General features: G+C 61.0%; 10 protein-coding genes. 6 read left to right on the top strand and 4 right to left on the bottom strand.

Annotation, left to right across the window (positions count from 1 at the left end; genetic code table 11):
* Nucleotides 1-9 precede the first annotated feature (9 nt).
* The 3 genes from AB1495_RS00625 (at nucleotide 10) to AB1495_RS00615 (ending at nucleotide 3,872) form a co-directional block, all read left to right on the top strand.
* Nucleotides 10-1,443 (top strand): NAD(P)(+) transhydrogenase (Re/Si-specific) subunit beta, encoded by a 1,434-nt coding sequence (locus AB1495_RS00625; RefSeq protein ID WP_074634458.1) that lies wholly within the window; start codon nucleotides 10-12, stop codon nucleotides 1,441-1,443.
* Between the two features lie 124 nt (nucleotides 1,444-1,567).
* Complete coding sequence (locus tag AB1495_RS00620) at nucleotides 1,568-2,467, top strand: MBL fold metallo-hydrolase (protein ID WP_074634456.1); 900 nt, start codon at nucleotides 1,568-1,570, stop codon at nucleotides 2,465-2,467.
* A gap of 121 nt (nucleotides 2,468-2,588) precedes the next feature.
* Nucleotides 2,589-3,872: a DUF3422 family protein gene (locus tag AB1495_RS00615; RefSeq protein WP_074634454.1), complete on the top strand. Its 1,284-nt coding sequence runs from the start codon at nucleotides 2,589-2,591 to the stop codon at nucleotides 3,870-3,872.
* 2 nt (nucleotides 3,873-3,874) lie between these two features.
* Here AB1495_RS00615 and AB1495_RS00610 read toward each other — a convergent pair whose 3' ends face one another.
* The 4 genes from AB1495_RS00610 to AB1495_RS00595 form a co-directional block, all read right to left on the bottom strand.
* A complete protein-coding gene (locus AB1495_RS00610) occupies nucleotides 3,875-4,909 on the bottom strand; it encodes a YeeE/YedE family protein (RefSeq protein WP_074634453.1) in 1,035 nt (344 codons plus the stop codon).
* A gap of 164 nt (nucleotides 4,910-5,073) precedes the next feature.
* Nucleotides 5,074-6,072, bottom strand: a complete 999-nt coding sequence (locus AB1495_RS00605) for an ABC transporter permease (RefSeq protein WP_005854057.1) — start codon at nucleotides 6,070-6,072, stop codon at nucleotides 5,074-5,076.
* Nucleotides 6,065-7,132, bottom strand: coding sequence for an ABC transporter permease (locus AB1495_RS00600; protein WP_005854056.1), 1,068 nt, complete (start codon nucleotides 7,130-7,132; stop codon nucleotides 6,065-6,067). The genes AB1495_RS00605 and AB1495_RS00600 overlap by 8 nt, the downstream gene beginning before the upstream one ends.
* A 138-nt stretch (nucleotides 7,133-7,270) precedes the next feature.
* A complete protein-coding gene (locus tag AB1495_RS00595) occupies nucleotides 7,271-8,992 on the bottom strand; it encodes a peptide ABC transporter substrate-binding protein (RefSeq protein ID WP_005854055.1) in 1,722 nt (573 codons plus the stop codon).
* A 309-nt stretch (nucleotides 8,993-9,301) separates the two neighbouring features.
* Here AB1495_RS00595 and AB1495_RS00590 point away from each other — a divergent pair, with 309 nt between their 5' ends.
* The 3 genes from AB1495_RS00590 to AB1495_RS00580 all read left to right on the top strand — a co-directional run bounded on the left by AB1495_RS00590 (nucleotide 9,302) and on the right by AB1495_RS00580 (nucleotide 13,785).
* Nucleotides 9,302-11,134: an ABC transporter ATP-binding protein gene (locus tag AB1495_RS00590; RefSeq protein ID WP_037964584.1), complete on the top strand. Its 1,833-nt coding sequence runs from the start codon at nucleotides 9,302-9,304 to the stop codon at nucleotides 11,132-11,134.
* A 12-nt stretch (nucleotides 11,135-11,146) separates the two neighbouring features.
* Nucleotides 11,147-12,307: an acetylornithine deacetylase gene (argE, locus tag AB1495_RS00585; RefSeq protein WP_074634451.1), complete on the top strand. Its 1,161-nt coding sequence runs from the start codon at nucleotides 11,147-11,149 to the stop codon at nucleotides 12,305-12,307.
* Nucleotides 12,308-12,438: 131 nt separating this feature from the next.
* Nucleotides 12,439-13,785, top strand: coding sequence for an FAD-binding oxidoreductase (locus AB1495_RS00580; protein ID WP_074634449.1), 1,347 nt, complete (start codon nucleotides 12,439-12,441; stop codon nucleotides 13,783-13,785).
* Nucleotides 13,786-13,791: the final 6 nt, after the last annotated feature.

Here is a 13,791-nt window from a genome sequence, read left to right as displayed (position 1 = left end):
TTCAGGTAAATGGATTTTGGTTTTACAACAGCGGCTTACGTAGTCGCCGCCATCCTCTTCATCCTCAGCCTTGGCGGGCTGTCGGGTCAGGAAAGCGCCAAGCGCGCGGTATGGTACGGGATCGTGGGCATGGCTTTGGCCGTGGCTGCGACATTGATCGGGCCGGGGGCCGGCTTCTGGCTGCTGTCGCTGATCCTGATCGCGGGTGGCGGTGCCATCGGCTATCAACTGGCGACAAAAGTGCAGATGACGCAGATGCCCGAACTGGTTGCCGCGATGCACAGCCTTGTGGGTCTGGCGGCGGTCTTTGTCGGCTATAACGCGCATATCGAACTGGGCAACGTGCTGGCGATGGATGACACCGCCCGCAAGGCGACCGAAGGGTTCGCAGCGCTGCTGGCCAAGAAAGACAGCGTCGAGATCGCGATCCTGCGGGTCGAACTGTTCCTTGGTGTGTTCATCGGTGCCATCACCTTTACTGGGTCGGTCATCGCTTATGGCAAGCTGGCGGGGCGCGTGGATACGTCGGCGACAAAACTGCCCGGCGGTCACATCCTGAACGCGTCGGCTGCTGGCTTGTCGCTGCTGTGTCTGGTCTGGTACTTCAACACTGGTGGTTTCCTGCCGCTGTTCATCATGACCCTGGCGGCGCTGTTCATCGGCTACCACCTGATCATGGGTATCGGCGGCGCGGATATGCCCGTGGTTGTGTCGATGCTGAACAGCTACTCTGGCTGGGCTGCGGCGGCGATTGGTTTCAGCCTTGGCAACGATCTTCTGATCGTCGTGGGGGCGCTGGTCGGCTCGTCCGGTGCGATCCTGTCCTACATCATGTGTAAAGCGATGAACCGGTCGTTCGTCAGCGTGATCCTCGGCGGCTTCGGCGGGACATCCGGTCCGCAGATGGAGGTCGAAGGCGAACAGGTTGCAATCGACACTGACGGTGTCGCCACCATGTTGAACGAGGCCGACAGCGTCATCATCATCCCCGGTTACGGGATGGCGGTCGCTCAGGCGCAGCAAGCGGTAAGCGAGCTGGTCAAGAAGCTGCGGGCAAAAGGCAAGAACGTGCGTTTCGCCATTCACCCCGTTGCGGGGCGTCTGCCGGGTCACATGAATGTGCTGCTGGCCGAGGCCAAAGTGCCCTATGACATCGTGATGGAAATGGACGAGATCAACGATGATTTCCCGTCGACCGACGTGGCGATCGTGATCGGGTCCAATGACATCGTGAACCCTGCCGCACAGGACGACCCCAACAGCCCCATCGCCGGTATGCCGGTTCTGGAATGCTGGAAGGCCAAGAACGTCATCGTGTCCAAACGCGGGCAGGGGACAGGCTATTCCGGCATCGAGAATCCGCTGTTCTTCAAGGACAACACGCGGATGCTTTACGGCGACGCCAAGGCGAGCCTCGACAAGCTGCTGCCGCTGATCGACTGATCACGCGACAGGCGACAAACCAAGGGGCGGTGCAGCAATGCGCCGCCCCTTTTGCTTTTGGGGCGAAGGCAGTGGAACTCAAGCCGGTGGCACGTGTTGAATTGTCATATAGGAGGATTTGAATGTGAAGTTTTCACGCACCAGCCCCTCGACCGGCCCCGGTTCCCCTGAAGTGACCGGTTTTTACGATGACGATACCGGCAGCATCCAATATCTGGTGGCGGATCCGGCGACCTCCAAGGCGGCGGTGATCGACGTGGTTCTGGGCTTCAGCCCACAAAGTGCGGCGACTGACACGCAGCATGTCGATACCATCCTGCGCCACGCGGAAGCCGCGGGCTACGAGATCGAATGGATCCTCGACACCCACCCCCATGCGGACCATCTCATGGCCTCGCACGTATTGAAGCAACGGCTAAACAAGCCCAATGCCATCGGGGCCAAGGTGACAGAGATCGCAGAGCTCTGGCGTGACTATTACAACATGCCCGACGCCTTTGACCCCGCCGCCGATTTCGACCATTTGTTCGAGGATGGCGATACATTCACCATCGGCGAGCTGTCCGTGCGGGTGATGCTGTCGCCGGGGCACACGTTGGGGTCGATCACCTATGTTGTAGGCTCTGACGCGGCCTTTGTGCATGACAGCTTTATGCAGACTGACGTGGGCACAGCGCGCGCCGATTTTCCGGGTGGCACCGCGGCTGAACTCTACCAGTCCCTGCAAGATATCCTTGCCCTGCCGGATGCCACGCGTCTGTTCATCGGCCATGACTATGGCACCGAGTATCGCAGCCAACCCATGTGGGAATCCACCGTGGCCGAACAACGCCGGCACAACGCCCATATCGGCGGTGGCGTGTCGCAGCAAAGCTTCGTCGACCAACGCGAGGCGCGGGACAAAACCCTCGCGCTGCCCGACCGGATGCTGCATGTCTTGCAGATGAACCTTAGGGCGGGGCGCTTGCCGGAGGCGGAAGACGACGGTCACGCTTACCTCAAGATACCGGTCAATCGGTTCTGAAACCGGTCCGGTATTCCGCGGTATACGGTTAACCCTATGAAAGATATGTGAAATATATCTAGGCGAATGGCGGTGGTCACGATAGACTGCTTTGATTGACCCCTTGTAGAAAGCCCGCATCGTGCCCGCCCTCGACGATCACCCCCTGCGCTATACGCTCAATAGCGAGCTGCACGCCCGCCCGTTCCCCTCGCTCACCGCACCCCATGTTGCGGCCTATCTGGCCGTGCGCCCCTTGGGGGAGGCCGCGCGGCGGGACCGGTCTGTCGATCTGCAACAGCTTCGTGATCTCTTGGCCCATTATGGTGCGCCGCTGCCCGCCGCGGACGCGACCCATTATTTCGGCCCGATGGGGAAATACACGCTGAAGTGGGAGCAGCATACCGAATTCGTGACCTATACCGTGTTTCTGGATCAGCTCGGCCAGCGCCCCTTTGATCCGGCAGAGTTTGATGTCTTCCCGCAGGATTGGCGCGCGGGCCTGAACGCGCAGCGGATCACCTCTATTCTGCTGCGGCTGGTGCCCCGTCCGCCACAGGACGCGCAGATCGCCGAGGCGTTGCAAGACTGGTTCGTCCCCGAAAGCCTCGCCGTGGCATCGGTGCTTGAAGATGCTGCCGTCATCGCCAGCGATTTCCGTATCGACCCCGCGGGCCACATGCGCATGGCAATCTTTGCCAGCGAAGGCACGGGCAGCCGCCGCTTGGGCCGCATCGTGCAACGTCTGTGCGAGATAGAGACCTATAAATCCATGTCGATGCTCGGTTTTGCCAAGGTGCGCGAATTCGCGGGGCAGTTGGACCGTATCGATGCAGAGCTGAACGATCTGATGGCGGGTATGGCAGGCACCTCTGCCATGGCCGAAGACACGCTGCACCGGCTGCTGGATATCTCTGTCGGGCTAGAGGCGCTTTCGGCCGATGCGTCTTACCGTCTGGGCGCGACAGAGGCGTATCAAGCTATCGTCGCACAGCGGATCGGGGCTTTGCGCGAAACGCGGTTCATGGCGCGGCAAGGGTTTGATGAATTCATGATGCGCCGCTACGAGCCTGCGATGCGTACGGTCACATCCTCGGAAACACGGCTCAATAAAATGTCCGCCCGCGCCAGCCGCGCGGCCGAATTGTTGCGGACACGGGTCGATGTGGAACGATCCGCGCAAAATCAGGCGATATTGGCCAGCATGGACAAACGCTCTGACCTGCAACTGCGCCTACAACACACGGTCGAAGGGCTGTCCGTGGTCGCGATCAGCTATTACGCGGTGTCACTGGTGGGCTATATGCTCTACCCGCTGGCCGACCGTATCGGGGTCAGTAAGGGCACGCTCTCGGCAGGGGCCGTCCCGGTGGTGGTGGTGCTGGTCTGGGGGCTGTTGCGCCGCCTGCGCCACAAGATCAAATAGGGTCAGCTGCCCGCTGGTGTTGCGCGCAGGAAGGCATGCATCGCCAGCACGCCGACACCGATCATCACAATCGCAAGGATAGCGGCAAGGGACAGCGTGGGCACGCCGGACAATCCGGCCCCCAGCGTGCAGCCACCCGCCAGTACACCGCCCACACCCATCAAAGCCGCTCCGGTCAGATAGCGGCCCGTCTGGGCGGGTGTCTCGAAGCTTTGCCAGCCAAAGCCGCCAAAGATCAGGCTCGACGCGCAGGCCCCCAGAGCCACGCCCCCCAAAAGCCCGACGCCAAAGCCCGCGGGGATCGAACTGCTGGCCACCACCCAGAACAGCGCATCGGCCGAAGGAGAGGTGAACGACAGGCTTTCCATCGCGATCGGGTCGAATGCGTCAAACAGGATAAACCCCGTCCCGACCCAGGCCAGCGGGACCAGCAGGCCAATCATTGCCGCCATCACCAGATGGGTCCAGCGATTGCCCGATCGCAGCGCCACGGCAAGGGCCGCCACCACGATCAGCCCGCCCCATAGCATCACCCCCCCGGGCAGGGCGGCAAGGCTGACGTAATCGCCAAGCCCAAGGGTCACACCGCCAAGCGCCACGCGCATCGGGGCCAGCACGCCTTTCAACGTGGCATGGGCCACAACGGCAAAGACAACCACGACCAACGCCGCGCGCAAATTGCCGGAGCCCGCCAGAATGGTCAGCCGAGAGATACAGCCCCGCGTCAACACCATCCCCGCGCCAAAAAGCAGGCCGCCGATGCCAATCGCGAGATAGGGCACATCCGGCACCATAAAGCGGTGTTCGGCAAAGCTGATCCAGCCCATGGCGACCGCGACCTGCGTCCCCAGGACGGCAAAGGCCAGCGCTGTCAGCCAGACCCCTTTGGCGGCGCGCCGGTCCTCGCCAATCAGAGAGCGGCGAAAACAGAATTTGGTAATCTGCCCGAGTATGCCAAAAATCACCCCAACCGCCAGCGCGAACCAGACAGCCGCCTGTTGCGGTGTGGTGGTCTCAAAACCGAATTGTTCAAACATCCCCGTGATCCCCTTGACGACAGCACGCCAGTTCCCTGACGCGTAAACCGCCCAAGTTCAAGCCTTTTGCGCCCCCACGACAAAGGGAGGCCGCAGCCCCCCTTCACCCTTTTTCAAATACTCAAACCCGACAGAAGCCCCAAAAGGCGACGGTCCGATCCGGATCACCGTCCGCGCAGCCGCGGGTCCAGCGCGTCACGTAGCCCGTCGCCAAGATAGTTCACGCTCAGCACGGTCAGCGAGATCGCGACGCCGGGCAGGATCACCCGCTCGGGGAATTCCTGCATCCGTGACACGGCATCGGACAAGAGCTTGCCCCATGTCGGATAGTCCGACGGGAAGCCGACGCCCAGAAAGCTCAGCGCGCTTTCGGTGATGATCGCGGTCGCCAGTCCCAGCGTGGCCGAGACCATGATCGGAGAGATGACGTTGGGCAGCAGGTGCTTGCGGATGATCTTGCCCGACCGCGTCCCGATGGACCGCGCGGCGAGGATGAACTCGCGCTCTTTCAGCGCCAGAATGTCACCGCGCACGATCCGCGCGGTCTGCATCCACGAGGTCAGACCGATGATGCCGACGATTAGGATGAACATCCCGCCTTCGGGGCCAAACCGTGCGTTGAGCGGCTGCCGGAACAGGGTCACCGCCAGCAGCGTCAGCGGCAGGATCGGCAGCGACAGAACCAGATCGGTAAAGCGCATCAGCCAGAAATCGAGCCGTTTGAAATAGCCCGAGATGACGCCGATGGCCGATCCGATGACCAGCGCCAGTCCCATGGCCAGCCAGCCCACCGCCATAGACACCCGCCCGCCGGCGATCATCTGTGCCATGATATCACGGCCCAGCTGGTCGGTGCCAAAGGGATGCGCCCAACCGGCCTTGGCCTCGCTGTCGAACAGCAGTTGATACACGGGGCGCCAGTTCTTGTTGCGGATATCCAACGCCTTGGGGTCGACATCCCAAAGGTAGGGGCCGAACAACACCGCGAGGGTGATGAACAGCAAGAAGCCTCCGCCAAAGACAGCGCCCTTGTGCTTGCGGAACTGCTGCCAGACGTCGATCCACTGGCTGCGCGGCGGCTTTTGCGGCTCTTTATCGACCAGCGCGCCATAGAGTTCGATGTCGGCCTCGATCGGGCTTGCGGGGGTGGCTTGCTCAGTCATAGCGGATCCTTGGGTCAAGCAGGCCGTATAGAACATCGGCAATCAGGTTGAATAGAACGATGAGGATGGCGAAGATAAAGGTCAGCGTCATCACCATCGGCAGGTCGTTGGCAAAAAGCGCGGTCAGCAGCAGCTGCCCGATCCCATTCACTTTGAACACATTCTCGGTAATGATCGCGCCGCCAAAGATCGCGGGCATGCCAAGGGCAATCACCGTGACCACTGGGATCATCGAGTTGCGCAGCACATGGACCAGAACGACCGATTTCTCGCGCAGCCCCTTGGCGCGGGCGGTGCGCACATAGTCCTGGTTCAGGTTGTCCAGCATCGCGCCGCGCATATAGCGGCTGATCTGTGCGGTGGTTTGCAGCGCCAGCACCATCACGGGCATGATCATCTGCATGAACTGGATTTTGAAACTCTCCCAGTCGGTCACGACATGGGTCGTGTCATAGATCGACGGCAACCACCCCAGCGAGACCGAGAAAATCACGATCAGCAGCGGCCCGGTGAAGAAGGGCGGGATCGAAAAGCCGATCATGGTGACAAAGGTGCCCGCTTGATCGAATAGTGAATAGTGACGGTAGGCCGAATAGATGCCAATCGGTATCGCGATCAGGATGCCCACGATATAGCTAAGCCCAACCACCCAAAGCGTCTGCGGCATCCGCTGGATCACGATATCCATGATCGGGCTGCGGGTCTGCCAGCTGATCGCACGCTGTACGGGGCGCACAGCACCTGTGTCGGGGTCAATAAAGGTCGACAGGCTGGTGTCGGGCAGCCAGCCCAGCAGGAAGCTGTCGCGGGTGGCCCAGTCGATGAAGACCTGCGGTTCAACCCAGAAGAACTGGATCAGCCATTTATAGTATTGCACATAGATCGGCTGCCCGAGGCCAAGCGCCTCGCGCATTTTCTGTTTTACCTCTGGTGGGACTGTCAGCGGCACCTGGGCCATCGGATCGCCGGGGGCCAGTTGCAACAGCAGGAAGATTACCAGGCTGATAAACAAAAGCGTTGGTATCGACAAAAGTAGTCGACGAATGGTGAAGGTCAGCATGCACAGCGCCTTTGCAAGTCGGTCTAGGGGAGGGGAAGCATGTCAAAATCGAAGGGAGGCGCGATTTCGCACACATTCACACAGGCATCAAGTCATGAGGAGCACGCGCGCTGCGTGCTCCTCTGAGCTTGGGCGTGATTATTCTTTCACGCGGTACCAGTCGGCGGCATTCCACAGTTCGGAATCCCATGTGTTCAGGATCACGCCGCCCAGAGTGTTGGACGCAGCGGAAACCCGACCACGGTCGACCAGCGGAACGATGGTCATCGTGTCACGTGTGATGATGTTGTTCAGCTGCTTGGCGATCTCGCCACGCTTGTCCAACTCGCCCGTGCGCGACAGTTCGTCCAGCAACGCGTCATATTCTTCGTTGCAGAAACGGTTGATGTTTTCACCCTGCCACTGGCTGGAAGGCTTGGGCTCGTTGCCACAGCGATAGGCAGACAGGTAAGCCTGCGGATCGGTGCCGTCAAAGTTGTTCGCGTACATTTCAACGTCGGCATAGAACTTCTGGAAGGTATCGGGCGAACCGGGGTCACCCCCAAAGAAGACCGACGCATCAAGGTTGCGCAGTTCGACTTCGACACCGATCTGGTTCCACCAGTCTTTGATCAGCGCCTGGAAATCCTGACGGACAGCGTTGGTCGAGGTCTGGTACAGCAGGGACAGTTTTTCACCGTCTTTGTCGCGGATGCCGTCGCCATTGGTGTCGGTCCAGCCGGCTTCTTCCAGCAGGGCTTTCGCGCCTTCCAGATCCTGCGTCAGACATTCGGTGTTGTCGGAGGCATACAGCTCGGGCGCGGGCACGAGGTTACAGGTCGCGCGACCCGCCTGGCCATAGCCGACCTCGACCAGCAAAGGACGGTCGATCGCCATGGACAGCGCCTTGCGGACCTTAAAGTCGGACAGGATGGGGTGCGGATGCGCCACGGTGGAGCGTTCGCCCTCTGGCAGGTCCGGCGATGGGTCTGTCAGGTTCATCTCGATCCGTTCGACCAATGTCCCGAATGCAGAGATCGCCTGACCCTTGCCGCCTTCGGCCATTTTCGCCAGCACATCGGGGGCCAGCTGCATGTTCCAGGCATAGTCGTATTCGCCGGTTTCCATCACCGCACGACCCGCGGCATTCGCATCACCACCGCCCTTGAGGGTCAGTGTCGCGAACGCAGGTTTGCTGGGGTCACGGTAGTTGGGGTTGGCTTCCATCTGGATCACGTCATTGGGACGGAAATCTGTCACGCGGAACGGGCCGGTGCCGATGGGGTTAAAGTTGGCTTCGGTACATTCGGGGGCTTTCGCGCCCAGGCAGTCCTTGAACTGCGCGGCCTGAATGATCGGTGATTGCGCGCCCATGAACGGGCCATAAGGGTTTGGCTTGGCGTCGGTGAAATGAACGGTAACCGTCAGATCATCCACAATATCGATGCTTTCAACACCATCGAACTTCGACGCCTGCGCGCAACCGCCTTCGGGGTGCATACAGTATTCAGCGGTGAATTTCAGGTCCGCCGAGGTCACCGGCGTGCCGTCGGACCAAACCAGGCCCTCTTTCAGCTTCCAGGTGATGGATTTCAGGTCTTCGGCCACGCCGCCGTTTTCAACGGTGGGAATCTCGGTCGCCAGATAGGGGACCAACGCGCCGGTTTCGTCATAGCGGCCCATCGGCTCCAGCACGAGGCTCGCCGCCTCGAGGTCTTTTGTGCCGCCCGACAGATAGGGGGTCATGATCGAGGGCGCTTGCCAGTAGATAACTTTCACCTCGCCGTCGCGTCCACGCTCGCCCTCGTGGGCGGCGCCGAATGCGGCGGGGGCAATCGCTACCGAAGCCGCGGCTCCCAGTAACAGGGTTTTCATGTTCATAGCTTACTCCTTGTTGGACACCGTTGGTTTTTTGAGGTGCCTTTTTTTATAGTCTGTCTTTTCTGGCAATGCCAAAAACGTCAATCTTGATCACGGCCGGGGGCAGGGTGCTGCGACAGACAGGGATGCCCGCCAAAACGCCCGTTTTTCCAGCCACGCCAATAACGTCGAAGCATCGAAACAGGTTTGAAGAAAAATGCAAGCCTCCAAAGCAGCGGATGTTAGCGGTCCCTTGGACCGATTTGACACCAGATGACGAAGTGCCTTAGCGTCGTCAAATTGATTAAACGAGAAGCGCTGGAAAATACCATGCTAGACGAGGCAACGCCGACACCAATCGCGCAAATTCAAGAGCTTAGGGTCGAATTTCAAACCCAGGACGGACCCGTTCTAGGTGTGGAGAACGTCAGCTTTGACATCAATGCGGGTGAAACTGTCTGCGTTGTGGGCGAATCCGGCTCGGGTAAATCGGTGTCCTCGCTGTCGCTGATGCGTCTGGTCGAGTTCGGCGGCGGAAAAATTGCGGGTGGGCGCCTATTATTTGAGCGCCAGAACGATCCCGCTGTCGATTTGGCGCGCACAGATCAGGATGTGATGCGCGATATTCGCGGCAATGAGATCGGGATGATCTTTCAGGAACCGATGACAGCGCTGAACCCTGTCTTTACCGTCGGTCGCCAGCTGACCGAAGGGCTGCGCCTGCACAAGAACATGTCCAAGGCGCAGGCAGAGGCCCGCGCGCTGGAGCTTCTGACCCAGGTCCGCATCCCCGAACCGGCCCGCCGTCTTGCGCAATACCCGCACGAACTGTCGGGCGGGATGCGCCAGCGTGTGGTGATTGCCATGGCGCTGGCCTGTTCGCCGCGGCTGTTGATCGCGGATGAACCCACCACCGCGCTGGATGTGACCATTCAGGCCGAAATCCTCGCGCTGATCGACCGCTTGAAACGCGAGACCGGCACCGCCGTCATGTTCATCACCCATGACATGGCCGTTGTCGCCCAAATGGCCGATCGCGTCGTTGTCATGTTCCGCGGTAACAAGGTCGAAGAAGGCACGGTCGAGGAAATTTTCGAAAACCCCCAACACCCCTATACCAAGGCGTTGCTGGCCGCCGTCCCCAAGCTGGGCGAGATGCGCGGCAAACCCTATCCCGAACCGATGAAACTGCTCGGGACGGCGGATAAAGAGATCAAACCTATCAAGGGCACAGAGGAAACGCTGCTGACGGTCAAGAACCTGACCACGCGCTTTCCGGTGCAGGGCGGCTTCCTGCGCCGCACCGTCGCCAATGTCCATGCGGTCGAGGACCTGTCGTTTACCATCAACAAGGGCCAAACGCTAAGCCTTGTGGGGGAATCCGGCTGCGGAAAATCTACGGCGGGGCGGTCCTTGCTGCGGCTGGTCGACCCCCAGTCCGGCGAGGTCAACCTCGATGGCAAAGACATCATGGCACTGGATTCACGTGGCCTGCACAAGGCGCGACTGGACATGCAGATGATCTTTCAGGACCCGTTTGCCTCGCTCAATCCGCAGATGCAGCTGTCGGATCAGGTGGCCGAACCGATCCACAATTATGGCACGCTCAAGGGGGCCGAACTGACCAAACGCATCGAGATGCTGTTTGACCGTGTGGAACTGCCGCGCAGCTTCATGCGCCGCTTCCCGCACGAGCTGTCAGGTGGTCAGCGCCAGCGCGTCGCCATCGCGCGGGCCTTAGCGCTGAACCCCAAGCTGATCGTCGCGGATGAAGCCGTGTCGGCGCTGGATGTGTCGGTGCAGGCGCAGGTGGTCAATCTGATGCTGGAGCTGCAAGCGGAAATGGGGCTGTCCTTCCTGTTCATCAGCCACGATATGGCTGTGGTCGAACGGGTCAGCCACCACGTCGGCGTGATGTATCTGGGCCGGATCGTAGAAATGGGCACGCGGTCGCAGGTGTTTGAAAACCCGCAGCACCCCTATACGCAGGCCTTGATGAAAGCCGTCCCCATCGCCGATCCACGGCGTCGCAAAAAGGAAAGCGAGCTGAACTTCAAGCCGATCCCGTCCCCGATCCATCCGACAAGCTATGTCGCGGAACCCTCTGTTTACAAAACCGTATCCCCCGGCCATCAGGTCTTGATCACCGATAGCGGATACTAAAGGACCACATAAATGACTGCGCGCATGACCCCGTTCGAGCTGATGGAAAAACTCGTCAGCTTTCCCACTGTGTCGCGGGATACGAATATCCCGCTGATCGACTGGGTGGCCGATTACCTTGAAAGCCACGGCATCGCGTCCCATCGCTATATCCACCCCGATCAACCCAAACATGCGCTTTTCGCCCATGTGGGCCCGTGGGAAGAGGGCGCGGTGGTCCTGTCGGGGCATACCGATGTGGTGCCGGTGGACGGCCAGCCCTGGGACAGCGACCCTTTCACCGTGGTCGAACGGGACGGGCGCTATTACGGGCGCGGCTGCTGCGACATGAAGGGCTTTGATGCGCTGGCCATCTGGACATTGGTAGAAGCGCATTACGCCGAAGTGCAACGCCCACTCCAGATCGCGCTCAGCTTTGACGAGGAAATCGGCTGCACCGGTGCCCCTCCGATGATCGAGGCGATGCAACCGGTGTTGCCCAAAGGTGCGCTGGTGATCGTGGGGGAACCCTCGACCATGCAGGCCGTTACAGGTCACAAGGGCGGCACGGGCTTCAACACCCATGTGGTCGGCTTCGAGGTGCATTCCTCGCTCCTGCACACAGGCGTCAACGCGATCATGGCGGGGGCCAAGCTGATCGAATGGGCCAATGAGGTGAACACCGAGAACATGGCCCGCAAACCCAGCGAGCTTGCCGCGATGTTCAACCCGCCCTTTACCACCGCCCATGTGGGCGTGATCTCGGGCGGGACAGCGCATAATATCACCGCCAAGGATTGCCACTTCGCCATGGATTTCCGCGTCGTGCCGGGCGAAGACAAAGACGCCTGGGGCACCGCCTATCTGGAAAAGGTGCGCGAGGTCGAAAAGCAGATGCAAGAGGTCGTCCCCGAAACCTATATCGAGGTCACCCCCCGTTTCGACGTCCCCGCACTACAACCCGAAAAAGACGGGCTGGCCGAAACCTTCGTGCGCCAGATCACCGGCGACAATGCCAGCCACAAGGTCTCCTACGGGACCGAGGCCGGACAGTTCCAGGAAGCGGGGTATAGCGCGGTGATCTGCGGCCCCGGCGATATCGCACAGGCGCACCAGCCCAACGAATATATCGAAGTCGCGCAATTCGAGGCCGGCCATAGCTTCATGCGCGACCTGCTTGACCGTTTGAAATGACACAGCGCAGCGGCCCCCTTCTTCCAAATGGCATCACATCCCGGGGGAGGGGCCGCAGCGCGGCACCGGGGGCTGGCCCCCGATCCAGGCCTGCTTTGCCCGCGACGCCCACGCTATATAAAGCCTGACCCATGCAGCCTTTCCCGATCCACACGACCACCCCCGTCACCTATCCCGGCCCCCAGCCAGCGACGTCGGATATCGTCGTTATCGGCGGCGGGATCATCGGGGTCTGCACGGCGCTGTTCCTCGCCCGGGAGGGTCACTCGGTCACCTTGCTGGAAAAGGGCCGCATCGCCGCTGAACAATCCAGCCGCAATTGGGGGTGGATTCGGCAACAGGGGCGCGACCCTGACGAGATGCCGATCATGGCCGAGGCGCAGGCGCTCTGGCGCGAACTTGCGGGGCAAACGAACGTGGATATCGGGCTGCGGCAGGGCGGCATTGCCTATCTGGCGCAAAGGCCGACACAACTTGCGGGCTACGAAGACTGGCTGCCCCATGCGCGGGCCAATGGCGCGGACAGCCGGATGATGACGGCGGCCGAGGTCTCCGCCATGTTCCCCGGCCTTGCGACACCTCAGATCGGCGCGCTGATCACGCCGTCGGACATGCGGGCGGAGCCTTGGGTCGCGGTGCCCGCACTCGCCGGTATCGCCGCGCGAGAGGGCGTTCAGATCATCGAGAATTGCGCCGTGCGCTGCCTTGACATCGCGGCGGGGCGGGTTGCCGGGGTGATCACGGAACAGGGGCGTATCGCGTCTTCGCAGGTGGTGCTGGCAGGCGGGGCGTGGTCGGCGCTGTTCCTGCGCAATCACGGTATCGCTATGCCGCAGCTGTCGGTACGCGAAAATGTGGCGGCGACCGAAAGCTTGCCTGAAATTTACGCAGGGGCGGTGTCGGACGGGCGGGTCGCATTCCGGCGGCGCGAGGATGGCGGCTATACGCTCGCCCCTCCCGGCGCGCCCGAGCTTTTTGTGGGCCCTGACGCCTTTCGTGCTTTGCCCCATTACCTGACCCAGTTGCGCGCCGACCCCTTTGGTCAACGGCTTCACCCTTTTGCGCCCAAAGGCTTTCCCGATGCTTGGGCGACCAAACGGCGCTGGCAGGCCGATACCCCATCCCCCTTCGAGGCGATGCGCATCCTTAATCCCACGCCCAATATGGCCAAGATCCGCCGCCTGCTGCGTGATTTTTCAGCAATGTTCCCCGATCTGGGGCCGATAAAGCTGAAATCTGCCTGGGCGGGGATGATCGACACGATGCCTGACATTGTACCTGTCGTGGATACTGTGGCAGCACTGCCGGGGCTGACCATTGGCACGGGCATGTCGGGGCACGGCTTTGGTATCGGGCCGGGCATGGGCCGCGTTCTGGCGCGTCTGGCCACGGGGCAAAGCGCCGGGCACGACCTGACCCGCTTTCGCCTCGCACGTTTCACCGATGGCAGCCCGATGATCCTGGGCCCGAACGTCTAGACACAT

The sequence above is a fragment of the Sulfitobacter pontiacus genome, from assembly GCF_040790665.1.
Classification (GTDB): Bacteria; Pseudomonadota; Alphaproteobacteria; order Rhodobacterales; family Rhodobacteraceae; genus Sulfitobacter; species Sulfitobacter pontiacus.
The sequence above is the reverse complement of the archived record's forward strand: the minus strand, read 5'-3'. Positions and strand labels throughout refer to the sequence as shown.

Bases quoted from the DNA above. Each gene is read 5' to 3' on its own strand.
- AB1495_RS00625 (WP_074634458.1), top strand. From the start codon at position 10: ATGGATTTTGGTTTTACAACAGCGGCTTACGTAGTCGCCGCCATCCTC.
- AB1495_RS00610 (WP_074634453.1), bottom strand. From the start codon at position 4,909: ATGTTTGAACAATTCGGTTTTGAGACCACCACACCGCAACAGGCGGCT.
- AB1495_RS00605 (WP_005854057.1), bottom strand. From the start codon at position 6,072: ATGACTGAGCAAGCCACCCCCGCAAGCCCGATCGAGGCCGACATCGAA.
- AB1495_RS00600 (WP_005854056.1), bottom strand. From the start codon at position 7,132: ATGCTGACCTTCACCATTCGTCGACTACTTTTGTCGATACCAACGCTT.
- AB1495_RS00595 (WP_005854055.1), bottom strand. From the start codon at position 8,992: ATGAACATGAAAACCCTGTTACTGGGAGCCGCGGCTTCGGTAGCGATT.
- AB1495_RS00590 (WP_037964584.1), top strand. From the start codon at position 9,302: ATGCTAGACGAGGCAACGCCGACACCAATCGCGCAAATTCAAGAGCTT.
- argE (WP_074634451.1), top strand. From the start codon at position 11,147: ATGACTGCGCGCATGACCCCGTTCGAGCTGATGGAAAAACTCGTCAGC.
- AB1495_RS00580 (WP_074634449.1), top strand. From the start codon at position 12,439: ATGCAGCCTTTCCCGATCCACACGACCACCCCCGTCACCTATCCCGGC.